Source organism: Variovorax sp. ISS6, assembly GCF_056523145.1.
This window is the reverse complement of sequence record NZ_JAWRZC010000002.1, coordinates 24,370-48,348: the sequence shown is the minus strand read 5'-3', so window position 1 is coordinate 48,348 and position 23,979 is coordinate 24,370. Positions and strand designations below refer to the sequence as shown.

Here is a 23,979-nt window from a genome sequence, read left to right as displayed (position 1 = left end):
ACCTCGTGCTCTCGACGACCGCGGCGCCTCGCAAGGAGGCAGGCGCGCCGCGGCGCGACCGGATCGCCAGCATCCTGCTGGCGGGCCTGGGCGCGTTCGTGGCGCTGGCAACGGTGGGCGCGCTGGCTGCGACCACGCACGACGCCTGGGTGATCGGTTCGTTCGGCGCCAGTTGCGTGCTGCTGTTCGGGTTTCCCGATGTGCCGTTCTCCCGTGCGAAGAACGTGATCGGCGGCCACCTGCTGTCCTCGGCGGTCGGCCTGCTGTTCCTGCACCTGCTGGGGCCGGGCTGGTGGGCCATGGCCGCGGCCGGCGCCTGCGCGGCGATGCTGATGATGGCCACCGACACGGTGCACCCGCCGGCCGGCAGCAACCCGGTCATCATCTTCCTGAGCCAGCCGGGCTGGGACTTCCTCGTGCTGCCGACCCTGGCCGGCGCCTGCGTGCTGGTGCTGCTGAGCCGGCTGTACCGCTTCGCGATCCGCTGCCGGGCCGCGAGACGGGCTGCGTGACCGCCTCGGGCGGCCGCCGCCCGAGGCAGTGTTTCGAAATGGAACAACCGGCCTTTTCACCGCGCGGACGCCGCACCCGATGTATTCTGGCAAGCACAACGCAATCCTGCGACAACGGCTCATCAGGAGACATCGGCATGCGCGACTACCTGCAGTTCTATATCGACGGCCATTGGGTCGACCCCGCCACGGCAAAGAGCATCGACGTGATCAACCCCGCGACCGAGAAGCCGGCCGGCCGCATCTCGATGGGTTCGGCCGCCGATGTCGATCGCGCGGTGCGCGCCGCTCGCGCCGCCTTCGGCGACTATTCGCGGACCAGCGTGCAGGAGCGCATCGCGCTGCTCGAGCGCATCGTGGCCGAATACAAGAAGCGCTATGCCGACATGGCGGCGGCCATCACCGAGGAGATGGGCGCGCCCGCCGCACTGGCCAGGGACGCCCAGGCCGCCATGGGCCTGGCGCACCTGCAGACCGCGCTCGAAGTCCTGAAGACCTACAGGTTCGACGAGGCGCGCGGCACCACCCTGCTGGTCAGGGAGCCGATCGGCGTGTGCGGCTTCATCACGCCCTGGAACTGGCCCGTCAACCAGATCGCCTGCAAGGTGGCGCCGGCGCTCGCGGTGGGCTGCACGATGGTGCTCAAGCCCTCGGAGATCGCGCCGTTCTCGGCGGTGATCTGGACCGAGATCCTGGATGCGGCCCAGGTGCCCGCCGGGGTCTTCAATCTCGTCAATGGCGACGGGCCGACCGTGGGCGCCGCGATCTCCAGCCATCCGGAAGTCGACATGGTGTCGTTCACGGGCTCCACGCGCGCCGGCATCGAGGTGGCGCGCAACGCGGCCCCCACCGTCAAGCGCGTGCACCAGGAGCTCGGCGGCAAGTCGCCGAACATCATCCTCGAGGACGCGGACTTCAAGCGCGCCGTGACGGCCGGCGTGCGCGGCGTGATGGGCAACTCGGGGCAGTCCTGCAATGCGCCCACGCGCATGCTGGTGCCCAATGCGCGCATGGCCGAGGCCCTGGCCATCGCGAAGGAAGCGGCGGAGGCCACCACGGTCGGCGATCCCGCCAGCGGCGCGGCCCTCGGCCCGGTGGTTTCGGCCGCGCAATGGGACAAGATCCAGACCTTGATCCAGAAGGGCATCGACGAAGGCGCCACGGTGGTGGCCGGCGGTCCCGGCAAGCCCGCGGGCCTGGAGACCGGCTACTACGTCAAGCCCACGGTGCTGGCCCAGGTGAACAACCAGATGACGGTGGCGCGCGAGGAGATCTTCGGCCCCGTGCTGACGATCCTCGGCTACGACACGGTCGAGCAGGCCATCGAGATCGGCAACGACACGCCCTACGGGCTCGCCGCTTACGTATCGGGCACGGACCCCGAAGCGACGCGAAAGGTCGCTGCGCGCCTGCGCGCCGGACAGGTGAACATCAACAGCGCGGCCCTGGACCTGAGCGCGCCGTTCGGCGGCTTCAAGCAGTCCGGCAACGGACGCGAATGGGGCGATCACGCGTTCGGCGAATTCCTCGAGGTCAAGGCCATGCTCGGCTTCGCGCCGAAGGCCGCGGCCTGAGCCTGCAGTACCCGGCACACCTGCCCGCGGCATCCACGTGCACAGGGCAGCGGGTGCTTCCCGCCGCGAAATCAAGGAGGAGGCCGAAGGCCGGGGACATTCGCGGAGGGAAGTACCCGCTGTCCTGTGCACGCGCCCCGAACAGCAGGCCGAACCTCACTGCCGTTCCTGAACGAACCCGATGGCGATCGCCACCTCCATCCGCCGCGGCGGCTTCTCGAACGGCGCGCCGGCCTGCGCCGCCCGCATGGCACTCTCGTCGAGCACCGGGTAACCGCTGCTCTTCGCCACCGCGAGCGAGCCCGACAGGATGTTGCCTTCCTCGGTCAGCGTGAAGCGGATCGTCGGCGCGCCGACATAGCCGGCCTCGCGCGCCTCGACCGGATAGACGAGCTTGCCCTGGATCGCCTTGCGCAGGCCCGCGAGGTACTTGCGCAGGGCATCGGCGCCGTCGTCGCGCGCGCGCACGGTCTGCTGCATGCGCTCTTCCTCGGCGGCATTCGCGACCGGCGGCGGCGCGGCCACGGGCGCCTGCGTCGGCGGCTCCGGCGGGGCGCGCACGGGTTCCTCGACGCGCGCCACCTGCACCGGGCTCGGTGCGGCCTGGCGCGGCGCCGGTGCCCGCTCGCGTGTCTCCTTGCGCGCCACCGGCTTCGGCTGCGGCGCCGCAGGAGGAGGCTCGGCCGGCCGCGCCACCTGCTGCTGCTCGACCTGGCGGTTGCTCACCATGCCCAGCAGGTCGACCACCAGCTGCTCGCGCGGTGGTGGCGACGCCTCGGGCCGCGCGCGCACCAGCCACGGCAGCACCAGCGCCGCGTGCAGCAGCACCGAGAGGCCGAGACCGATGGCGAACCTCATCGCGGCGCCGGCTCCGTCTGCACCGCCACCTTGGCGAAGCCCAGCTGCTTGAGCACATCGGCCACGTCGATGAAGCGCTGCAGCTGCACCGTGCGGTCGGCGCGCAGCAGGAAGGGCGTCTGCTTGTCCATCGCGGCGAGCCGGGTCTTGAGCGCGTCGGCATTCAGGGCCTCGCCGCCGAAGTGGATGGTGCCCGCCGCATCGATCACGATGGTCTGCGTCTGCGAGGTGTCCGAAGGGCTCGCGCTGGCCTGCGGCAGGTTGACCGGAATCCGCCCGCTCGCGATGAAGCTCGAGGTCGTCAGCACGATGGTGAGCAGCACCAGCATGATGTCGACGAAGGGGAGCATGTTCATGCTGTCAATCGGCTTTTCGGTCACGCGCGATCTCCCATTCGAGGATCAACACCTGCACCTTGCGCAGCAGCGTGTTGTAGAGCACCACCGACACCAGCGCCACCCCCAGGCCCACGGCCGTGGCCTTCAGCGCGAGCGCGAGGCCGACCATGATCTTCCCGGTGTCGATGGAGGCGTCCTGCCCCATGTTGTAGAAGGTCAGCATGATCCCGAACACCGTGCCCAGCAGGCCCAGGTAGGGCGCGTTGCTCGCCACCGAGGCGATGACGAAGAGCTTGCGCGTGAGCAGCAGCTCGAGCGACTTGATGTCGCGGATCGCGTGCGTGTCGACGCGGCTGTAGAGCCAGGCGCGTTCGATGCCGATCGCGACGACGAAGACGCTCAGCACCACCAGCAGTCCGATGACGCCGTAGTCGATGGCGCCGGCGAGCCAGTTCATGTTCATTCCGTGGTCCTCCTCGATGCTTCAGAACAGCACGCCGGCCTGCACCAGCACGCGCGTGCGGCCCTCGCGCGCGATCTCCTGCGGGCGTGACCCGATGGCGCGCGCGACCTGCAGCCGCCCGAACAGCGCGCCGTAGCGCGCCTGGTAGCCGATGCCCACGTCCGACAGGCGCACGCCGTTGCGCGTCGTGTAGTCGGCGTTCTGCAGCCAGGCGCGGCCGAGGTCGGCGAAGACGCCCACCGAATGCGTGAGCCCCTCGGGCGCCGGCAGCGCATAACGCACTTCGGCATTGAGCAGGTAGCCGTTGTCGCCGCTTACCCACTCGCGGTACGCCTTCACGCCGTTGGGGCCCGAGATGCTCATCTGCTCGCTGCCATCGAGGTTCTTGTTGCGCAGCGCCTTCTGCAGGCTCAGCGCGCTGCTCGCGGTCCAGCCCTTGGCGAATTCCACGTTGGCGGCGAGCCGCAGGTTCAGGTGCGCGAAGTCGCCGGCCGTGTTGGCGCCGGCCCGGTTGAGCGCCGCCTGCGCGGGGTTGTCGATGTCGAGGTGGCCGTAGCTGAATCCGGCGACGACGCTGGTGTAGCCCGGTCGGCCCAGCAGTTGGCCCCAGCGCTCGTGCTGCACGGCGAAGGTCGCGGCCCGGGTGGTCTTGCGGTCGACGCTCTCGACGGCACCCACCTCGTCGCGCAGATGGCGCTGCGCGAGGTTCAGGCTCAGCGACAGGTTCTGCTCGCGGCTGCGCAGCAGCGGATAGCTCAAGGTGGCTTCGACCGTGCGTGCCCGGCCCCTGGCCTCGAGGTCCTCGTAGTCGCCGCCCAGGTGGTAGGTGGTGCGCGCGGCGGCCAGTTCCAGGCGCAGGCCGCTCGCGGTCAGCGGAAAGCCGTAGGCCACGCGGCCGTTGTCGAGGCCGCCGCCCTCGGTGCCCATCAGGTTGAGGCTCAGCCGGTCGGCGATGCCGAAGGGCGAGTTGATGTCGAGCCCCGCGCTCAGGCGGTTCTTGCCCGTGTAGAGCGAGCCCTGGTTGTCGCCCAGTACATAGCCGCTGAAGCGCTTGCGCTCGCCCACCTCGACATCGAAGTCCGAGGTGCCCGGGGCTTCGCCGGGCGAGATCGTGAGGCGGGGCAGGGTGGCGCCGGGCATGTCGCCGACCAGCAGCATCGCGCGCTCGAGCTGCGCGCGCGAGACTGGCTGGCCCGCCTGCAAGGGCGCGAACGCATCGGCCACGGTCGTCTCGTGCACCAGCGAGCGGTTTTTGAGCGTGAGCTTGCCGTAGCTGCCGATCAGGACCCGGACCGTCAGCGTGCCGGCGCTCGCGTCCTGCCGCGGCACGTAGGCGCGCGCCACGAGGTAGCCGCGGTCGCGCAGCAGCGCCGTGATCCGGCCCGCGGCCTGCTCGATCTCGGCCATCGACAGCGCGCGGCCGCGGTAGGGATCGAGCGCGGCCCGCAGCTCGGCGGGCGGAATCTCGTCGGCGCCCTCGACCTTGAAGTCGCGCACCGTCAGCGTCTCGCCGGCCGGCAGGGCGAGCGGCCGCTCGGGCTGCTCCACGATCACCGGCGCGGGCGGTTGGCGCGGGGTGCCCAGCGGACGCGGCGGCTGGGCTTCGCGCAGCGCATCGCCGCTGCCGTAATTGGGGATGGGCGCCACCTGGGCATGGCCACTGGTGGCGAGCGAGCAGAGCACGGAGAAGGCGGCGAGCGCGGGATGCGCCCGGCGTGAGGACGAGACGGGACGAAGGGGGTTCATGTCGCAACGGGAACGAAAAGGAGAAGGGGGAGGCGGGACCGGCCATGCCGTCCCGCCGCGGGGCGGCGATGTCAGCGCGGCGGCGCCGCGGGCGCCTTGGCGCCTTCGTCCTCGAGTTCGAACACCTTGCCGTCGATCTCGATGCGTTCCACGTTGGCGGAGAAGCTGCGCCGATCGGCGAAGACGATGTTGTCGGCCAGTGCCGCGGCCCGTTGCGTGAATCCCGCTGTCGTCTGGGTCGCGGGGCGTTCCGGTTGGCGCTGGGCCTCCGAGGTTGCGGCGGCCGCGAGACGCGAACCCGTTTGCGCGCGTTCCTGCAGCGCCGCCGCGCGCGCGGCGGCTTGCGCGGCGGCGACGGCGGCCGCCTGCGCTTCGGCGGCGGCCTGTGCCGCGGCCTCGCTCGATGCTCGGGCGGCCGCCTCCGCCGCGGCTTGCGCTGCCGCGGCCGCGCGGGCCGCCGCCTCGGCCGCGGCCTGGGCCGCTGCTTCGGCCGCCGCATCGCGGTAGGTGCTGTTGGTGATGGTGCCCGAACCCGTGTTGTTCCCGATCAGGCGACCCGTGGTGTCGTTGCCGTGGATCACCGACCCGGTGGCGTGCGAGTTGTCGATGTCGCCGCCCTGCATGCGGCCCACCAGTCCGCCGGTGAAGTCGTAGTCGGCGCCGCCCGTCACGTTGCCGCTGGCACGCGAGTTGAGGATCGAGCCACCGTCCATCTGCCCGACCAGGCCACCGGCCGCGTAGGAGCCGAACACGTTGCCGCTCGAAAAGGAATCCGTGATGAGGCCCGCGTTGCCGCCGACCAGGCCGCCCGCGATCTCGCCCCTGACGTTGCCCGTGGCATGCGATCCGGAGATGGCGCCGCTGTTCGAACCGACCAGGCCGCCCACGCCCGCGCTGACCGGCCCGCCGTTGACGTCGCCCGTGGCATAGGAATTGGTGATGCTCGCATCGGGCCCTCCGTTGCTGCCGACCAGCCCGCCCGCCGAAGCACCCGAGGCCGTGACGGTGCCGCTGGCATGCGATCCCGAGATGGTGCTGCCGTTGTTCCAGCCGACCAGGCCTCCGATGTTCTGGGAAGCGTTGCTCGCGCCGCCTGTCACGTTGCCGCTGGCGTAGGAGTCGACGATGCGTGCCCCGCCGAGGTTCTGCCCGGCCAGGCCACCGACGTTGGAGTCGCCGCCCTTCACGTTGCCCGTGGCATGGCTGTTGGTCACCACCGCCGTGGCGCCGCTGTTGATGCCGACGAGGCCCCCGACCGAACTCGTGTTGTCCGACACCGACACGTTGCCCGTGGCGTGGGAGTCCTCGATCGCGCCGTTGAGATTGCCGCCGACCAGTCCGCCGATGTTTCCGTTGAGCAGGCCGGTGCTGGTGTCGGTGACCACCGAGACGTCTCCGGTGGCGCTGGAGCGAAGAATCTTGTAGGTCGCGCCGAAGTTCCTGCCCACCAGTCCGCCGATGTAGCTGAAGCCCCCCGCGTAGCGTGTCGATGCCGTCACGGCAGCGGTCGAGAAGGAGTCCGAGACGATGCCGTTGCCGACGATGAACTCCCCGGTTTCGAGGTTGAAGCCGCTCCCGTTGTAGCCCACCAGGCCACCCACGTTGACGACGCCCTGCACCTTTCCGGTGACGTAGGCGCGGCTGATGGCGCCGCCGAAGTTCTCCCCGACCAGTCCGCCGACCCGGCCATAGCCGCTGACGTCGACGCCGAGCAGGCCGATGTCGCGGATCGCGCTGCCGACCTGCGCCGTGCCGACCAGTCCGACCGGCGTCTGCAGATAGTCGTCGTGCACCGGCTCGATGATCCTCAGGTTGCTGATGGTGTGGCCCAGGCCCGCCAGCGTGCCCGACAGCGAAGACACGACGGCGCTGCCGTAGGTCTTGCCCGCCGCATCGAGATTGCCCGCGAGCGCATAGCGGCCCGCCGCCACACCGCCCGCATCGTCGATCTTCTCCAGGTCACTCATGCTGTGGATCAGCGTGTAGGCCTGCCCGTTCATCGCGAGCGTCGCGTCGGCACCGCTCAGCGTGACCGACGCGCCCTGGCCCCCATCGATGCGGTAGTCGCCGCCGTAGTTCAGCTTCAGCCCCGCGCGCGCACCCGTCGCCGCGATCGGCGCATCGATGCGCACGTCGTTGGCCGCGGTCAGCGTGAGCGCGGTGTTGGCCGACCAGTTCACGGCCTGTTCGATGTACAGATGGCCATCGGCGCCGTTCCCGCCCGTCGATGAGATCGCCACGTTGTTGCGGCCCAGTTGCCTGCCGAGCTGGGCACCGCTGATGTTCGCGCCAGCGCCGACGGTGAAGGCATCGGAAGCCAGCGTCCATGTGCCGGTGTCGCCGTTCGCGGCCTGGGTCGTGACAACGGCGTCGTCCGACACGCGCACGCTGCGGCCCGAGGTCTCGACGGTTCCGCCGCCGCCGGTCGCGGGCGAGGAGGCATCGAGCGTTCCGCCCACGTCGACCGTGCCGCCATCGGCGCGCAAGGCGATGCGGCCCTTGAGATCGTCCATCGTGCGCGCCTGCACGATGCCGGTGTTGTTGACCTGGCTGCCCAGCAGATCGTCGGCCGCCTTCGCTGTCAGGATCACCGTGCCGCCGTCGGCCTGGATCGCGCCCTTGTTCTCGACCAGCGCGCCGAGCGTGCCTTCGTCGATGCTGAGGCTCACCAGCGAATCGCCATTGAAGTTGAGGCTGATCTTCTCGCCGCTGCCCAGCGCCACCGTGCCCTTGGTGGCGACGATCACGCCCTGGTTCGACACCGAGCGCCCGAGCAGCGCTACATAGCCGCCCTGAGCCGCGGTGAGCGTGCCCATGTTGATGACCGAGCCGCTGCCGCCATTGCCGCGGAAAACGAAGCGCCCGGCATCGAAGTCCGCGTCGCTGATGTCCAGCGTGCTGGCCACGAGGCCGGCCGTGTTCACGCTGCTGCCACGGGTGAAAAGCACGCCATTGGAATTGACCAGGAAGACCTTGCCATTGGCATTGAGCGCGCCCTCGATCACGCTGCGTTCATTGCCCACGACGCGGTTGAGCGTGATCGCCGAGGCATTGGGCTGGTTGAAATTGACGGTTTCGCCGGCGGCGATGCCGAAGCCCTGCCAGTTGATGCTCGCGCGCTGCGTGCTCTGGTCGATCCGCGTCACGCTGCCAATCTGGCCGATGGTGGCACTGCCGCTGGTGACCGTGCCGCCCTGCGGCGCGGCCATTCCCGGGAATGAATAAGAACAAAGCAATGCGTAAATCGCCGCGCATACTTTCGAATTCAATTCGAAGTGGGGTCTTCTGGATTTTTTCGTGAGTCGCTTCATTCGTTCACCTGTCTCGTTATATTTCTGAGAGTATAGCGTCCGTGATTTTTTTGGCGCAATAGAACGTTTTTAGCTCGCATATGACATCAATTCGATGTTCATGCATTACTCGAATGCTATGCAACCTATATGCAGCTCTATATAGCGATAAAGACTCACGGACAACCATTCATTCAATTCTTCGAGGAGATAACGTGAAAAGACTTCCGGTCAAGAAAATTGCATTGAGCGTGTCGGCATCGGTGCTGATGCTGGGTACATCCGCCACCTGGGCGCAGTCGATCACCGTGGCGGTGGCCGCGAATTTCCAGGGCGCGATGGTCCAGCTCGTCAATGCCTTCGGTGCCTCGGGCCTGCCGTTCTCGGGCAGCAGCTTCACCGTGACCTATGGCGCGACGGGCGATTTCCAGACGGCGATCAACACCGCGCTGGCCGCGCCCGGCGGCACCACGCCCTACGACCTGTTCTTCGCGGCCGACGACACCACGCCGGCCGCCCTGCGCACCGGCCATCCCACCGTGGTGCAGGTGCCGTTCCGCTATGCCGAGGGCAAGTTGATCCTGTGGTCCAAGTACGGTCCGAACGTGAGCACCAGCGGTTCGAGCGGCTTCACCAATCCCGCGAGCTACGCCTACGCGAACGGCCAGGTCGCGATCGCCAACCCGGTCACCGCGCCGTACGGCACCGCCGCGCAGCAGGTGCTCAGCCGCGTCAACGCGATCACCTACCCGGGCGGTGCCTACGACGCCAAGTTCGCGCAGTACACGACCATCGGCACCACCTACACGGCGGTGAATGCGAGCACCAGCGCCACGACCTATCCCAATGTCGGCTTCGTCGCCAAGTCCCAGCTGTGCGACAGCAGCACCGGCGCCATCCGCACGCCGCTGACCGGCACCTACTTCGAGTACACGCCGGCCACGGTCAACGGCAACCCGCCGCATGACCGCCTGCTGCAGGACGCCGTGGCGATCCGCGGCCGCGCGGGCTCGACCAACGCCGCGGTCGACGCCTTCATCGCCTACGTGGGCAGCACGGCCGGTCGCGCGATCATCCTGAAGAACTGCTACATCTAGGGCAGGAGCATCGCCGGCGGTGTTCGATCGGGCATCGCTGTATTTTGTAAGATACAGCGATTGCCCCGATCCAGGCAGACGGATACCGCCGATGACCATGATGCTTCCCGAATTGCTCCGATCCGCCGTCACCGAGGCGGGGTTGCCGTTGGCGGCCCTGCGGCGCGCACGCTCGCTGTCGCAGCGCGCGGTCCGGCAGATCGCGTCCGGCATCCGGCCCGGCCCGGCATGACGCATGCGCAGGCCACGGCCCTGGCGGCGACGACGCTGCAGGCGCTGGAGATGGAGCGCAACTGGCATCCGGTCGCGATCCGCTTCGGCGAGGACACGCTCAAGACCGCCAGGGACGCATCCGACCCGGGCCGCGTGCTCGGCGAACAGGACATCTTCTTCATCGACATCGGCCCCGTGTGGGAAGGCCACGAGGGCGACGCCGGCGAGACCTTCGTGGTCGGCGGGGATCCCCAGATGGAGGACTGCGCGAGAACCGTGCGAGCGATCTGGCATGAAGTGGGTTCGCGCCTGCGCACCGAGGGCCTCGATGGCGAGACGCTGTATGCGTACGCGACGCAGCGTGCGCAGGCGAGGGGATGGCGCCTCAACCTGGGCCTCCACGGGCACCGTGTCGGCGACTTCCCGCCTGCGATTCCCGCGGCCGGGCGCGATCCGGGACTCTGGGTGCTGGAGATCCAGATCGCGCATCCGACGCGCCCGTTCGGCGCGTTCTACAAGGACCTGCTCATCGCGGACGAAGTGGTGCACGAAGCCATCTGCTAGCGCGGCCCGCCCGATGACGTCCACCCTTCCCACGCCCCCGAGGCGGCGACTCGAAGCCAGCGCGGACACGGTCCTGTCGCTGATCCAGGCGCAGGCCTTCGAACACGCGCTGCGGGCGTTGAATGCGGCGGTTCCGCACCGCTTCACCGCCATCTTCAAGCTGCAGGGCGACGAGGTCAGGAACGTGCTGCTGATCGACAAGCTCGGGCAGCCCCGGCCCGAACGCTTCGCCGTCTTCCCGCTCGCGGACAGCTTCTGCCGGTTCGTGCTGCGCGACGCCTTCCTTCATGTCGAGGACTCCACCCGGGAGGCCCTGCTGGACGGCAGTCCCTACCAGGGCGTGATCCGCGCCTACCACGCCGTCGCGTTGACGCTGCTCGATGCGCGGGTGGTCGGGACGCTGAGCCACTTCGACACCGTGCCGCGCAAGCTCGACGACGGGCATTTCGGCCTGCTCGTGCTGGCCGCCCGCGCGCTTCCCGAATACCTGGTGGATGCGGACATCTGGGACTGATTCAGCCGAAGGTGAAGGCGAAGGCCTCCACGCCCGGATCGAGGAACTCGATCTCGAAGCGCCGGTCGGCCACCGCGCCGCGCTGGCGCACCAGCTGGTAGAGACGCTGGCCGTCGACCACGCCTTTGCCCTGCGCGTCGATGTCGATGCCGTGGTCCTCGCCCGGCGGCTTGCCGTCGATGGTCACCTTGATGCGCACGGGATGTCCCGGCGCCGTCGATCCGAGCACCAGGTGCAGGTCGCGCGCATGGAAGCGGTAGGCGATGCGCCCCCGCGCCTTGTCGAGCACCGCGCTTTGCCCGCCCACGGTCCAGTTGCCGCCGAGCGCCCACTGGTTGGCCTCGAGCCGGGACGGCGCCGTGTAGGCGTGCGCCTTGCCACGGACCGGACCGCCGGGCGAGACGAAGTTCTCGGCGCGGTCGTAGCCGATGTAGGTCTCGGGCGATCTCGGGTTAGCGCTGTCCGCCGCGGCCTGCGCACCCTGCGCCTCGACCTGGACGAGGCCGCCCGGCATCGTGCCCCGGCCCGCTTCGGCCAGCAGCTGCCGGATCACCTGCTCCGACTCGTCGTAGGCACCTTCGCCGAAGTGGTGATGGCGGATGCGTCCCCGCGCGTCGATGAAGTAGTGCGCGGGCCAGTACTCGTTCTTGAAGGCGCGCCAGATCGCATAGTCGTTGTCGACCGCCACCGGGTAGTCGAGCTTCAGGTCCTTCACGGCCTTGCGCACATTGTCGAGCTTCTTCTCGAACGCGAACTCCGGTGCATGCACGCCGATCACCACCAGGCCCTCGTCCTTGTACTTCTCGGCCCAGGCGCGCACGTAGGGCAGGGCGCGCAGGCAGTTGATGCACGAGTAGGTCCAGAAGTCGACCAGCACCACCTTGCCGCGCAGGGCCTCCATGCTCAGCGGCGGCGAGTTGAGCCATTGCACGGCGCCGTCGAGCGAGGGGGCGGGACCTTCGGCCGGCAGCGCCGAGGCGGATGTGCCTTCGGCCCGCATCGCGGCGTTCGCGGCCATCATCGCGTTGGAGCCCGCCATCATCACGGTGGAATCGGGCCCGGTCGTCGCCAGCGGCGCTTCATCGCCGGACGGCGCGGCCTCCCTGGGCCGCACCCTGTCGATCAGCGCCTGCTCGACCGACGAGGTACCCGCCAGCGAGAGCTGCGCCAGCACACCGGTGTCCAGCCCCAGCGCGATCGCCGCCACGCCGCACAGCAGGGCCGCGCCGATGCCGCGGCGGATCCATTCGCCCGCGCCCAGCGACTGCTTCATGGCCTTGAACAGGCGACCGCCCGCCAGCAGCGCGCCGGCCAGCGAAGTGGCGGCGCCCGCCGCATAGGCCAGCAGCAGCAGCGAGGTCCGGACGCTGGCACCGCCGAGCGCGGCGCCGGTCAGCACCAGCCCGAGGATCGGGCCCGCGCAGGGCGCCCACAGCAGGCCCGTGGCGACGCCGAGCAGCAGGGAGGTGCCGAAGGCGGAGCGCGGCGCGCCGTCAGCGCCGGCCTCGGCCGAGGCGGACAGCCGCTCGCCCCAGCCCACGAGCGGCCGCGCGAGCCGCTCGGACAGCCCCGGCAGCAGCAGCGCCAGGCCGAACAGCGCCATCAGCACGATCGCGACCATGCGCCCGTACTGGTTCGCCTGCACGGCCCAGCCGCCGCCGACCGCGGCGAGCGAGGCCACGCCGGCGAAGGTCAGCGCCATGCCGATCAGCAGCGGCAGCCCGTTGCTCATGAACGGCCGGTCGCCGCGCGCGAACACGAAGGGCAGCACCGGCAGAATGCAGGGGCTCAGGATGGTCAGGACCCCGCCCAGGTAGGCGACGACGAACAGCAGCATGGTGGAGGGCCAGGGTGCGGGGAATCGGGATCAGGCGGCGCCGGGCGCGAACTTCATCGCCAGGCCGTTCATGCAATAGCGCAGGCCCGTGGGCTTGGGGCCATCGTCGAACACATGGCCCAGGTGGCCGCCGCAACGGCGGCAGTGCACCGAGGTGCGCGTCATGCCGAAGGAGCTGTCGCTCTTCTCGCCGACGGCATTCGGCAGCGGCTGCCAGAAGCTGGGCCACCCGGTCTTGCTGTCGAACTTCGTCTTCGAGGAGAAGAGCTCCAGCGCGCAGCCCGCGCAGGCGAAGCGGCCCTCCCGGTGTTCGTCGTTGAGCGGGCTGCTGTAGGGCCGCTCGGTCCCGTCCTGCCGCAGCACCGCGTACTGGTTCGGCGTGAGCAGCTTGCGCCATTCGGCGTCGGTTCGGGTGACCTCGAACTTGGCCGGTTCCGCGGCGTGCGTGGCGCCGGTGTGCCAGCCCCAGGCAGCGGCCACCGCGGCCGCCAGTGTCGAGGCCGAGGCCCCGAGGAAGAAACGACGATCCGGACGATGGGTCATGACAACTCCTGGACGATGAGCGGCGGATGCCGCCCTCGATATGTACTCGTGAATATAACGAAGCAGATGCGGGGCGCCAGGTTGGCGCAACGCCGCCGCTTCGAACGCTAGTTCGGTTGCCAGGGGCAAATGGTTACGCCCCCGGGCATCCACTTCGCCCGGCCGCCCGGGCCTACCCCTTGAGTTCTTCGCCGATCTGGCGCCGCATCTCGTCGGCCAGCGGATGCAGCACGTTCGCCTCGTTCGCCCCCACCACGCCATAGCCCAGCCCGCGGTCGGCCCAGGCATAGCCCGCGTGCGGGCCGTCGATCCGCTTCATGGTCGGCGTGTCCTGGTCGACGGCCATCGGCCGCACCATCAGCGCGAGCCGCGTGGCCCGCGCATCCTGGTAGATGAAGAGGCCGGCCGGGCCGTGCTCGGTCATGACCAGGCGGCCGCCCACGAAGCCGTAGCCCGCGGCCGCGAGATCGGGGATCGCGACCTGGCGTCCCAGGCGCGACGAGACCCAGCCGACGAGCTCCGCGCGCTGCGCGGGACCCATCTCCACGGGCCGGCTGGCGTCGGAGGCATAGGTCTCGTAGCCGCGCGCCGCTTCGCGCCCCAGCGCGAAGATGCCGCCGGCCTCGTTCGCCTGCACCCCGCGCAGCGACCATCCCGCGCCGCCGCCCACGCCGAGCGCGAGCACCAGCGCCGCGGCCATGCCCCACGGCCATCGGCGCGAAGGCGTGCGCCCGACATCGCGCGCCTGCCGGTCGTGCTCCGCCACCATGCGCGCGAGATTGAGCGACGGCGGCAGCGGCTCCTCGGCGATGGGCGCCAGCGCCTCGCGCAGTTCGCGCCGGTGCCGCGCATGGGCCTCGACCTCGCGTGCCGCCTCGGCATGCTGCCGCAGGTAGTCCTGCACCTGGGCATGGCGGCGCGGGTCGAGCACGCCGTCGACGTAGGCATGCAGGTCTTCTTCGAGGATGGGGCGGGCGTCGGGTGGATCGACGTTCATTTGAGTCTCCGCAGGTGGGGGCGTGCCGAATGCTCGGCATGCGACGGATCGGCCGGTGGCATGGCCTCGACGCCGTCGAGCATGCGATGCAGCCGCTGGCGCGCGCGGGCCAGGCGCGACATGACGGTGCCCACCGGAATGCCGAGCGCCGCGGCGGCTTCGGCATAGGACAGGTCCTCCACGGCGACCAGCAGCAGCACCGCGCGCTGGTCTTCCGAGAGTCCGTCGATCGCGCGCATCAGCTCGTGATGCCGCACGCGATGCTCCTGCTGCGCGGGCATGCCCAGCGCCTCTTCGTCGATCTTGTCGATCTCGTCGATGGCCAGGTGCAGGCCGCGGCGCGACTGCTGGCGCATGCGCTGCACCGCGAGGTTGTGCAGGATCGCGAAGACCCAGGACCGCGTGTCCTCGGCCTCGCGCCGCTGGGCCCAGCGCGCGATCACGCGCTCCAGGCAGTCCTGCACCAGTTCGTCGGCCGATTCGCGGTCCCGCAGCAGCGCGCGCGCATAGCGCCGCAGGGCGGGAATCATCGGCTCGACGAGCAGGATCAGGTCGCTCATGGATGCGCGTGGCGGTGGATCGCGAAAGGGCCCGGCGCCATCAGAGGTCCTGGACCTGCACCGGGGCCGCGGGCTTGCCGCCGACCTGCGGCGCGATCACCAGGTAGCGCCGAGTATCGCCCGCGGCGCCGTCCTTCACCTGCTGGCGGATCGGTCCGATGGCATTCACGATGGCGGCGCCCGCCGGGTTGGTCATGAAGCTGGCGAGCGGCTGCAGCGTGCCGCTGCCGTCGGGCTTGTCGGCCAGCGCGAGCACATAGGGCTGCTTCGGCTCCAGGCCGGTGGCCGAAGCCTGCAGCACCTGCAGCAGGCCCTGGTCGAAGAGGGCCACGCTGGTGGGCGCGCCAGCCGCGGCCGCCTGCCTGCGCGGCCCGGCCGCCACCAGCGAGAGGTGGGCGACCTGGCCCGCCAGTCCCGGCGGCTGCAGGCCCTGCATGCCGTCGCCCGCATCGGCCGGCACCGCGTTCGGCACATAGGCGATCGCCTGCGGCGCCTGGCCGATGGGCACGTTCGCGACCACGGTGTGGGTGGCCGTGTCGATCGCGGCCAGCGCATCGGCGTTCTCGAGTCCCACGTAGATGCGCTTGCCGTCGCCCGAGGGCCACACGCCGTGCGGCAGCTTGCCGACGGGAATGGTCGCGACCTGCGAGAAGTCGTCGGTGCGGAACACCTTGACCTGGTTGAGGCCGCCCACGGTCACGTAGGCGAAGCTGCCCTTGGCGGTGGTGGCGAAGTTCACGTGGTTGGTGATCGGCCCCGTGTCGAAGGCCTTGATCGGCGCGAACGGCGGCTTCGCATCGAACACCATCGTGCGGCCGATGTCCTTGAGCGTGAGCCAGACCTGCTTGCCGTCGGGCGTGGCGGCGATATTGGGGCAGAACGGGCTGTCCTGCTTCATGCGGCCCACGACCTGCTTGCTGGCCGTGTCGATCACCACGGTCTCGGGATTGAACGAGGAGCAGATGTAGCCGTACTTGCCGTCGGGCGAGAAGATCTGCATGCCCGGGCCGTTGGGCGTGGCGATGCGCGTCTTCTCCTCGAAGGTGGCGGCGTCGAGCACCGCCACATGGCTCTCGCCGCGCACCGTGACCCACACCTCCTTGCCGTCGGGCGTGTAGAAGGCCTCGTGCGGCGAGCGGCCCACGTAGGTGGTGTGCTTCACCGCATTGGTCGCGGTGTCGATGAAGCTCACCGAGTTCGAGCCGATCGACACCACCGCGAGCGTGCGGTGGTCGGGCGAGAAGCCCATGCCGTGCACCAGCACCTGGCCGCGGTACAGCGGACTGAAGTTGCCGGGCGCCGGATCGCCGAGGCGGATCACGCCCAGCAACCTGTTGTCGACGGGATCGGTGACCGACACCGTGTTGGAGAACTGCTCGGCCGCGTACACGCGGTCGCGGTGGCTCATGGGGATGTCGGCCTCGGCGGCGGCGCGCGGCGCCTGGCCGGCCTGCGCGCAGGCGGCCGAGGCCAGCAGCGCGAGGGCCGTCAGCCAGCGGGGGAAGCGGGGGGAGGGGCGGTTCTTCATGCGTGCTCCAGGAAAAAGATGGCGTGGGCCCGGCGTCCCTCAGGGACGAACGGGCTGCGTGGGTGCGGGCGTGGAAGGCGGCAGCGGCTGGTCGAGCGCCAGGCGCATGGCGGCGATCTCCTGCTGCTGCTCGACGATGATTTCCTGCGCGATGCGGCGCAGCTGCTCGTTGCCGCCGTGGCGCAGCTCGGCCTGCGCCATGTCGATCGCGCCCTGGTGGTGCGCGATCATCATCTCGGCGAAGTCGCGGTCGACGTTGCCCGAGGGCTTGATGTCCATGCCGGCCATCATCCGGGCCATGGCCGCGTCGTTCTCGGCGGCGAATCCCGCCTGCGCCGGATCGCGGGAGCTGCAGACGTCCATCAGCCGGGCCATCAGGCCGGCATCGCCCGCCATGCCGGGCGATGGCCCGCGCAGGGCGCCGAAGGCGGCCGCCGCGCCCGCGAGGGCCACGGCGCCGAGGGCCAGGACGCGGGCTCGCCGCGGGCGGAAGGAAGGGGTCGTCTGCATCGTTCGTCCTCGAAGAAGAGGGGCTGTTGCAGACGTAGACGCCGCCGCGCGCGGCTTATTCCATGCGATGCGATATTTCTTCGGGCCCGCCTTCGGCCATCTCCGACGCCACGCAGTGCGCCACGAAACGCTGCAGGTTGCCCGACAGCCGCTTGCGGGCGTGGTGCACGAGGTAGAAACGGCGCGCGAGTTTCGGCAGATCGGTCTTCAGCACGACCAGGCGGCCCAGCGTGACCAGGTCCTCGACCGCGCAGCGCGACAGGCAGGCCAGGCCCAGGCCCTCGACCGCGGCCTGCTTGATCGCCTCGGTGCTGCCGAACTGCATCTCCTCGCGCAGATGGTGCAGCTTCGGCAGCAGCGCCTGCTCGACGGTCTCGCGCGTGCCCGAGCCGACTTCGCGCAGCAGCCAGGACGCCTGGCGCAAGGCCTCGAGCGGCACGCCCGCGCCGCTCCCCGCGGGTGGCGGCGCGCTCGAGGGCGCGCAGACGATCACGAGCTCGTCCTCGAGCCAGGGTTGCACGCGCAGGTCCGGTTCGTGGCAGGGCCCTTCGATCAGGCCGATGTCCACGTCGAGCCGCGCCACGGCCGCCGCGACCTCGCGCGTGTTGCCGATCCGCACGTCCACGCTGACGGCCGGCCAGGTGCGCCGGTAGCTCGCCACCAGCGCGGGCAGCAGGTAGTTGCCGATCGTGGTGCTGGCGCCGACCCGCAGCCGGATCGCCGGTGCCTCCACGGTGCCGCCCACCGGCCCCATGCCGAACTGGGCCTCGATGTCCTGGACGTCGTCGAGCGCCGCCCGCGCGCGCGGCAGCAGTGCCCGCCCCACGTCGTTGAGCACCAGCCGCTTGCCGACCCGGTCGAACAGCCGGGAGGACAGCAGCCCCTCGAGTTCGTTGAGCGCGCCGCTGATGGCGGACTGGGACAGCGCGATGCGGGCCCCGGCCGCCGTCGTGGTGCCCGTTTCCGCGACGGCGATGAAGATCTGGAGTTGGCGCAAGGTCAGGCGCATGGGCCTCTTTATATCTGTTCGACAGATTGTTTATAGCGAAACTATCTGTTTGCCGGTTATGCAAGCGGCGGCCAAAGTTCGCTTCATGCCTCCCGAAGCCGACCTCCTGGCGCGTTCCGCCAGCACCGCATCTCCCCCGTCGCATTCCGCCGCGAGCACCGGCAGTCCGCCCTGGCGCGCCTGGCTGCCCGGCCTGGCGTTGACCGCCGCCATCGCGGCGCTCGCGATGCAACTGGGTCGGCAGGACTGGTTCCAGGCCCGCGGCATCAGCGCCCTCACGCTCGCGATCGTGCTGGGCATGCTGGTCGGCAACACGGTCTACGGGCGTGTCGCGCCTGTCGCCGCCGCCGGCGTGGGGCTCTCCAAGACCCGCCTGCTGCGGCTGGGCATCGTCCTGTACGGCGTGCGGCTGACCTTCCAGGACATCGGCAACGTGGGCTGGGCCGGCTTCGCGATCGACGCGCTGGTGCTGTGCAGCACCTTCGGCATCGCCTGCGTCCTCGGCACGCGCGTCTTCGGCCTCGACCCGAAGACCGCCATGCTGATCGGCGCCGGCAGCTCGATCTGCGGCGCCGCCGCGGTGATGGCCACCGAGCCCGTGGTGCGCGGGAAGGCGGAGCAGGTCGCCGTGGCCGTGGCGACGGTCGTCGTGTTCGGCACCGTGGCCATCTTCCTCTACCCGATGCTCTACCGGCTCGAAGCCGTGCATGCCCTGGTGCCGATGACGCAGTCCGGCTACGGGCTGTTCGTCGGCTCGACGGTCCACGAGGTGGCGCAGGTCGTGGCCGCCGGACGGGCCGTCGGCGAGCAGGCCGCCGACACGGCCGTGATCGCGAAGATGGTCCGCGTCATGATGCTGGCGCCGTTCCTCATCGTCCTCTCGGCGTGGCTCTCGCGCCGCCCGGGCGGGTCCGACATGGCCGGCACCCAGGGCACGAGCGGCATCGTCATTCCGTGGTTCGCGCTCGGCTTCGTCGCGGTGGCCGGTTTCAACTCGCTCGCGCTGCTGCCGCCCGCGGCCATCGACCGGATCGTCGACATCGACACGGTCCTGCTCTCGATGGCCATGGCCGGCCTCGGCCTCACGACCCACGTGTCGGCGATCCGCAAGGCGGGCGCCAGGCCCCTGGCGCTGGCGGCGCTCCTGTTCGCCTGGCTCGTGGTCGGCGGCCTCGCGATCAACGCGGGCGTGGCACGGCTCTGGAGCTGAGCCGCGGCGCGGCGCGCTTCCGAAGGCGCATCACAGGGGATAGCGTGGCGCGGCGTCCTTGACCGTCATCCACTGCCACTGGGTGAACTCCTCCCAGTTAGCGGGCCCGCCGATGCTGGTGCCGTTGCCCGAGGCGCCGACGCCACCGAAGGGATTGACCACCTCGTCGTTGACCGTCTGGTCGTTGATGTGCAGCAGGCCCACGCGCAGTTGCTCGCCGATCGCCATGGCCCGGCCCACCGATCTCGAGATGATGGCGGCCGAGAGCCCGAAGTCGGTCTGGTTCGCGAGCCGCACCGCTTCCTCGTCGCTGTCGAAGGGCGTGATCGAGGCGACCGGGCCGAAGATCTCCTCCTCGAACGCCGCCATGCCCGGCTTCACGCCCGACAGCACCGTGGCGCCGAAGAACAGCCCCTTCGCCTCGCCGCCCGCGGCGAGCTTCGCGCCCTGCGCGACCGAGCGATGGACGATGTCGCTCGCATGGTCCACCTGGCCCTGGTTGATCAGCGGGCCCATCGCGACCTGTCCGCTCGCGGGATCGCCGACCGGCAGGTTGTTCGCCTTCTCCGCCATGCGCCGGGTGAACTCGTCCGCGATCTTCGAATGAACGAGCACGCGCCCGGCCGACATGCAGATCTGCCCCTGGTGCAGGTAGACGCCCCAGGTCGTGTTCGCGATGGCGAGGTCCATGTCCGCGTCGTCGAGCACGATCAGCGAGTTCTTGCCGCCGAGCTCGAGCGACAGCTTCTTCAGGTGCTCGCCGGCCACCTTGCCGACGCGACGGCCGGCGGCGGTCGAACCGGTGAACTGGATCATCCCGACGTTCGGGTCCTTGCACAGCGCCTCGCCGGCATCGCCGCCACCGGGCAGCACGTGGAGCACGCCGGCGGGCAGGCCCGCGTCCTCGAACAGCCGGGCGATGCTGAAGCCGCCGCACACCGAGGTCCGCGGATCGGGCTTGAGCACCACCGCGTTGCCGACCGCGAGCGCCGGCGCCACGGCTCGCATGGCCAGATACAGCGGAAAGTTGAATGGCGAGATCACGCTCACCACGCCGATGGGACGGCGGCGCGCGATGCTGAGCCGCCCGGGCTCCGAAGGCAGCACCTGGCCCTGGGCCTGCGACGGCATCGCGCTGGCCTCGTGCAAGGCCTTGATGGTGACCGCGAGCTCGAACTCCGCCTTGGGCCGGATCGAGCCGCTCTCGCGCACCAGCCAGTCGACGATCTCCTCGCGGTTCGCGCCGGCGAGTTCGGCGGCCTTGCGCAGCACGGCCGCGCGCTGGTCGTAGGGCGTGGCGGCCCAGGCGGCCTGGGCCGCGCGTGCATCGGCGGATGCCGAGGCGATGTCGTCGGGCGATGCGATCGCCACGGCGCCGAGGGTGCGGCCGGTGGCCGGCTCGATCACGTCGCTCGATTTTCCGAGGGCCCGCCAGCCGCGGCTGAAGGCCTTGCTGTTCCAGGTCGTCGACGCCAGCCATGGGCCGGCGGCATCGGGGGTGGTGGTCATGGGGAAGGTCCTTCCTGGATGAGGATCGGGGATCGGGCAGGCGCCGGCAAGGCGACGCCTGGAAGAGGGTGCGTCAAATCATTGAGCAGCACCCCGAGCTTCGCTCTAGGAGATTCCCCCATACCGTCGGCCACCATATCTCTATATTCAAAAGAATATAGCGACGGCCGATTTCTTCAGCCGGTCGCGACGACGGGCCGCATCAGCCCGATGGCCTCGCGCGCCAGCGCATCGATCGAATCGGTCAGCACCACATCGAACTCGCCGCGCCGGGCCGCCGGCACGGCCAGCGGCAGCTCGGTGCAACCGAGCACCACCGCGCGGGCGCCTTGCCGCGCGAGCGCACGAATGCCTTCGGCCACGGGCGCGAAAGCCTCGTCGATGCGGTTGGCCTTCACGGCCGCGATCGCGGGCACGCACAGGCGCCGCACCTCCTCGGTGGAGGGTTCGATGGGCTGGTAGCCCGCGTCACGCAGGTGGCGCTGGTACAGCCCCATCGCGATGGTCGCGGGCGTGCCGAGGATGCCGACCTTGCCTTCGGTCACGCCCTGGCGGCGCAGGTCTGCCACCACGGCCTCGACGATATGCAGCAGCCGGGTCGGGCTCGCGGCCTGCAGCTGGTCGAACCACAGATGGGCGGTGTTGCACGGGATGGCGATGCAGTCGGCGCCTCCGGTCACCAGCGTGTCGATGCCGCGCAGCATGCCGGGCAGCGGGCTCGGCCCCTGGCCGAGGAAGGCCGAGGAGCGATCGGGAATGGCGGGGTCGTTGCACAACAGCACCGGGATGTGCTGCTGGTCGTTGTCGGCCGGCGTGAGCTGCACCATGCGCAGCGCGAAGGCGGCGCCGGCCAACGGGCCCATGCCGCCGAGCACGCCCAGCCGCCGCGGTGCGCTCATCACGTGGCGGCTCCGTCGCGCCAGGCCCGCGCGAGCCGGGCCGAGAGTTCGGCCGCCGCCTCGCAGGGATCGATCACGGGCACGCCCGCCGCGGCTTCGAGCGGGGCGCGCAGCTCGGCCATGCCGGCGCAGCCGAGCAGCACCACGTCGGCGCCATCCTCGTCGACCAGCAGGCGCGCCGCCGCGATCATCGGCGCCAGCGCATGGGCGGCGTCGCCCGACAGGTGCACCGGCAGGTCGAGCGGCCGTTCGGCCACGACGCGCTCGCGCACGCCCAGCGCCTCCCAGTAGCGCAGGTGGCGCGGGATGGCGGCACTCGCGATGGCGATCACGCCCACGCGCGCGCCGCGCGCCATGGCGGCACGCATGCCGGCCTCGCCCAGGCCGACGACCGGCCGCTCGCTGCGCGTGCGCGCGGCGGCGATGCCGGGGTCGCTGAAGCAGGCCAGCACGAAGGCATCGGCCTCGGCGGCATGCGCGGCCACATCGTCGGCCGCGAGGCGCGCGCCCAGCTCGAAGTCGTCCTGCGTGACGATGCCGGGCGGGCCGTCGTGCGCGGTGACGCAATCGAAGTCGCATTGCGCGGGCGGCACGGTGGCGCGGAAGGCGCGTGCCACGGCCTCGGTCACCGAGACGCTGCTGTTCGGGTTCAGCACGCGCACGCGCGGCAGGGTGGCGTGCGTGTTCATGCCTTGTCCTCCCCGAGGCCGATCAGCGCCTTCAGCACACGGCCGTGCGGGCGCTGCGCGGGCGCCACCGGGGCTCGGCGCGCGAGGTCCGGCGCGCCGCGGCGCAGGTACTGGCCGCTGCCGCGCTCGGCATGCAGCGCGCCATCCTCGATCACCACGCGCCCGCGGCTCACGACCACCTCGGGCCAGCCCTGGATGGTCCGGCCCTCGTAGGGCGTGTAGCCGGCGTTGTCGTGCAGCATCGCGGCGCTGATGGTGGTCTCGCGCTCGGCGTTCCACACCGCGATGTCGGCGTCGGCGCCCAGCGCGATCGCGCCCTTGCGCGGCGCCAGGCCGTAGAGCCGGGCGTGGTTGGTGGCGGTGAGCGCCACGAACTGGTGGATGTCGATGCGCCCCTTAAGGAAGCCTTCGCTGAACAGCAGCGGCAGGCGCAGCTCGATGCCGGGCACGCCGTTGGCCATTTCCTTGAAGGTGGTGGCGTCGCCCTTGGGCAGCTTGCCGGTCTCGTCGAAGCGGTAGGGCGCGTGGTCCGACGAGTAGGTGGCCAGGGTGCCGTCGATCAGGCCGCGCCAGATGGCTTCCTGCGCATCGGCATCGCGCGCGGGCGGCGAGCAGCAGAACATCGCGCCCTCGAGGCCCGGGCGGTCCATGTCGTCCGCCGTCAAGAACAGGTACTGCGGGCAGCTCTCGGCCAGCACGTTGGCACCCAGGGTCTGGGCCTGGCGGATCACTTCCACGGTGTCGCCGCCGGCCACGTGCACCAGCAGCAGCGGCACGTCGACCAGCCGCGCCAGCGCGATGGCGCGGTAGGCGGCCTCGGTCTCGGCCAGCGGGTCGTGCGCCACGCCATGGAACTTCGGCGCGGTGTGGCCGCGGTCGATCAGGCGCTGCGCGATCCAGCGGATCATGTCGTTGTTCTCGGCATGCACCATCACGAGTGCGCCCTCGGCCCGCGCCAGCGCGAGCACCTCGAGCAACTGGTAGTCCTCGAGCTTCATGCGGTCGTAGGTCATGTAGACCTTGAGCGAGGTGATGCCGTCGCGGATGGCCGCGGGCAGGTCGGTCGAGAGCGTGGCGTCGTCGGGGTTGGCCAGGATCAGGTGGAAGCCGTAGTCGATCACCGCCTTCTCGGCCGCGCGTTGGCTGTAGTCGGCCAGCACCTCGGGCACCGACATCTCGCGGTGCTGCGCCGCGAAGGGAAGGATGGTGGTGGTGCCGCCGAAAGCAGCCGACACGGTGGCCGAGTAGAAGTCGTCGGCGCACATCATGCCCATGCCCGAGCGCTGCTCGACGTGGCAATGGCTGTCGATGCCGCCCGGCAGCACCCAGCGGCCGGTGGCGTCCACGTCGCGGCGGCCCGGCGGCAGCGAGCCGCCGATGGCGGCGATGCGGCCGTCGCGCACGCCGAGGTCGCCCTCGACCACGCGGCCGTCGGTGACGATGCGCCCGCCGCGGATCGTGAGGTCGAAGGGTTCTTCGCCGATCAGCGAAGCGATGGTGGTGTCCATGAGGGGTTCCG

General features: G+C 70.3%; 23 protein-coding genes. 7 read left to right on the top strand and 16 right to left on the bottom strand.

The features are described from left to right. Positions 1-5: 5 nt before the first annotated feature. Positions 6-512, top strand: a complete 507-nt coding sequence (locus AC1HIL_RS32250; RefSeq protein WP_261213181.1) for an HPP family protein — start codon at positions 6-8, stop codon at positions 510-512. A 137-nt stretch (positions 513-649) separates the two neighbouring features. Beyond that, entirely contained in the window at positions 650-2,086 is a 1,437-nt protein-coding gene (locus tag AC1HIL_RS32245) for an aldehyde dehydrogenase family protein (protein WP_057589816.1), read from the top strand. Positions 2,087-2,242: 156 nt separating this feature from the next. On the opposite strand, the gene AC1HIL_RS32240 is transcribed toward AC1HIL_RS32245, so the two are convergent. The 5 genes from AC1HIL_RS32240 to AC1HIL_RS32220 all read right to left on the bottom strand — a co-directional run bounded on the left by AC1HIL_RS32240 (position 2,243) and on the right by AC1HIL_RS32220 (position 8,700). Continuing rightward, positions 2,243-2,944: a TonB family protein gene (locus AC1HIL_RS32240; RefSeq protein ID WP_479669220.1), complete on the bottom strand. Its 702-nt coding sequence runs from the start codon at positions 2,942-2,944 to the stop codon at positions 2,243-2,245. Then, the gene (locus AC1HIL_RS32235; protein ID WP_261213176.1) at positions 2,941-3,300 is read right to left on the bottom strand and encodes an ExbD/TolR family protein; all 360 of its coding nucleotides are present in this window, start codon (positions 3,298-3,300) and stop codon (positions 2,941-2,943) included. The genes AC1HIL_RS32240 and AC1HIL_RS32235 overlap by 4 nt, the downstream gene beginning before the upstream one ends. A gap of 4 nt (positions 3,301-3,304) precedes the next feature. Next, entirely contained in the window at positions 3,305-3,745 is a 441-nt protein-coding gene (gene exbB / locus AC1HIL_RS32230; protein ID WP_479669221.1) for a TonB-system energizer ExbB, read from the bottom strand. A gap of 21 nt (positions 3,746-3,766) precedes the next feature. Further along, a complete protein-coding gene (locus tag AC1HIL_RS32225) occupies positions 3,767-5,491 on the bottom strand; it encodes a ShlB/FhaC/HecB family hemolysin secretion/activation protein (protein WP_479669223.1) in 1,725 nt (574 codons plus the stop codon). Positions 5,492-5,562: 71 nt separating this feature from the next. Next, a complete protein-coding gene (locus AC1HIL_RS32220; RefSeq protein ID WP_479669224.1) occupies positions 5,563-8,700 on the bottom strand; it encodes a GLUG motif-containing protein in 3,138 nt (1,045 codons plus the stop codon). 296 nt (positions 8,701-8,996) lie between these two features. On the opposite strand from AC1HIL_RS32220, the gene AC1HIL_RS32215 reads away from it, so the two are divergent. From AC1HIL_RS32215 to AC1HIL_RS32200, 4 genes are all read left to right on the top strand, one after another. Then, positions 8,997-9,878, top strand: coding sequence for a substrate-binding domain-containing protein (locus AC1HIL_RS32215; protein WP_413765403.1), 882 nt, complete (start codon positions 8,997-8,999; stop codon positions 9,876-9,878). Positions 9,879-9,969: 91 nt separating this feature from the next. Next, positions 9,970-10,110, top strand: a complete 141-nt coding sequence (locus AC1HIL_RS32210; RefSeq protein WP_479669225.1) for a hypothetical protein — start codon at positions 9,970-9,972, stop codon at positions 10,108-10,110. After that, positions 10,107-10,655 carry a M24 family metallopeptidase gene (locus AC1HIL_RS32205; RefSeq protein ID WP_479669226.1) on the top strand — a complete coding sequence of 183 codons (549 nt, stop codon included), beginning with the start codon at positions 10,107-10,109 and terminating at the stop codon, positions 10,653-10,655. The genes AC1HIL_RS32210 and AC1HIL_RS32205 overlap by 4 nt, the downstream gene beginning before the upstream one ends. A gap of 13 nt (positions 10,656-10,668) precedes the next feature. Continuing rightward, a complete protein-coding gene (locus AC1HIL_RS32200) occupies positions 10,669-11,169 on the top strand; it encodes a guanylate cyclase (RefSeq protein WP_261213167.1) in 501 nt (166 codons plus the stop codon). Position 11,170: 1 nt separating this feature from the next. Here AC1HIL_RS32200 and AC1HIL_RS32195 read toward each other — a convergent pair whose 3' ends face one another. The 7 genes from AC1HIL_RS32195 to AC1HIL_RS32165 form a co-directional block, all read right to left on the bottom strand. Then, positions 11,171-13,006 (bottom strand): cytochrome c biogenesis protein DipZ, encoded by a 1,836-nt coding sequence (locus tag AC1HIL_RS32195; protein WP_479669227.1) that lies wholly within the window; start codon positions 13,004-13,006, stop codon positions 11,171-11,173. A gap of 30 nt (positions 13,007-13,036) precedes the next feature. Then, on the bottom strand, positions 13,037-13,549 hold the full coding sequence (gene msrB / locus AC1HIL_RS32190) for a peptide-methionine (R)-S-oxide reductase MsrB (protein ID WP_479669228.1): 513 nt from the start codon (positions 13,547-13,549) through the stop codon (positions 13,037-13,039). 172 nt (positions 13,550-13,721) lie between these two features. Beyond that, entirely contained in the window at positions 13,722-14,546 is an 825-nt protein-coding gene (locus AC1HIL_RS32185; RefSeq protein WP_057593070.1) for an anti-sigma factor family protein, read from the bottom strand. Beyond that, positions 14,543-15,106: an RNA polymerase sigma factor gene (locus AC1HIL_RS32180; protein ID WP_057593069.1), complete on the bottom strand. Its 564-nt coding sequence runs from the start codon at positions 15,104-15,106 to the stop codon at positions 14,543-14,545. The genes AC1HIL_RS32185 and AC1HIL_RS32180 overlap by 4 nt, the downstream gene beginning before the upstream one ends. Positions 15,107-15,146: 40 nt before the next feature. Then, a complete protein-coding gene (locus AC1HIL_RS32175; RefSeq protein WP_261213160.1) occupies positions 15,147-16,634 on the bottom strand; it encodes a YncE family protein in 1,488 nt (495 codons plus the stop codon). A 39-nt stretch (positions 16,635-16,673) separates the two neighbouring features. Next, complete coding sequence (locus AC1HIL_RS32170; RefSeq protein WP_261213313.1) at positions 16,674-17,009, bottom strand: DUF305 domain-containing protein; 336 nt, start codon at positions 17,007-17,009, stop codon at positions 16,674-16,676. 190 nt (positions 17,010-17,199) lie between these two features. Further along, a complete protein-coding gene (locus tag AC1HIL_RS32165; protein WP_261213158.1) occupies positions 17,200-18,153 on the bottom strand; it encodes a LysR family transcriptional regulator in 954 nt (317 codons plus the stop codon). 85 nt (positions 18,154-18,238) lie between these two features. Here AC1HIL_RS32165 and AC1HIL_RS32160 point away from each other — a divergent pair, with 85 nt between their 5' ends. Beyond that, positions 18,239-19,363 carry a YeiH family protein gene (locus tag AC1HIL_RS32160; protein ID WP_082321801.1) on the top strand — a complete coding sequence of 375 codons (1,125 nt, stop codon included), beginning with the start codon at positions 18,239-18,241 and terminating at the stop codon, positions 19,361-19,363. Positions 19,364-19,393: 30 nt separating this feature from the next. Here AC1HIL_RS32160 and AC1HIL_RS32155 read toward each other — a convergent pair whose 3' ends face one another. The 4 genes from AC1HIL_RS32155 to hydA all read right to left on the bottom strand — a co-directional run bounded on the left by AC1HIL_RS32155 (position 19,394) and on the right by hydA (position 23,968). Then, positions 19,394-20,872, bottom strand: coding sequence for a benzaldehyde dehydrogenase (locus AC1HIL_RS32155; RefSeq protein WP_479669229.1), 1,479 nt, complete (start codon positions 20,870-20,872; stop codon positions 19,394-19,396). A 176-nt stretch (positions 20,873-21,048) separates the two neighbouring features. Next, a complete protein-coding gene (cuyB, locus tag AC1HIL_RS32150; protein WP_479669230.1) occupies positions 21,049-21,771 on the bottom strand; it encodes a cysteate racemase in 723 nt (240 codons plus the stop codon). Further along, positions 21,771-22,460 (bottom strand): aspartate/glutamate racemase family protein, encoded by a 690-nt coding sequence (locus tag AC1HIL_RS32145; RefSeq protein ID WP_479669231.1) that lies wholly within the window; start codon positions 22,458-22,460, stop codon positions 21,771-21,773. The genes cuyB and AC1HIL_RS32145 overlap by 1 nt, the downstream gene beginning before the upstream one ends. After that, the gene (gene hydA, locus AC1HIL_RS32140) at positions 22,457-23,968 is read right to left on the bottom strand and encodes a dihydropyrimidinase (RefSeq protein WP_479669232.1); all 1,512 of its coding nucleotides are present in this window, start codon (positions 23,966-23,968) and stop codon (positions 22,457-22,459) included. The genes AC1HIL_RS32145 and hydA overlap by 4 nt, the downstream gene beginning before the upstream one ends. Positions 23,969-23,979 lie beyond the last annotated feature (11 nt).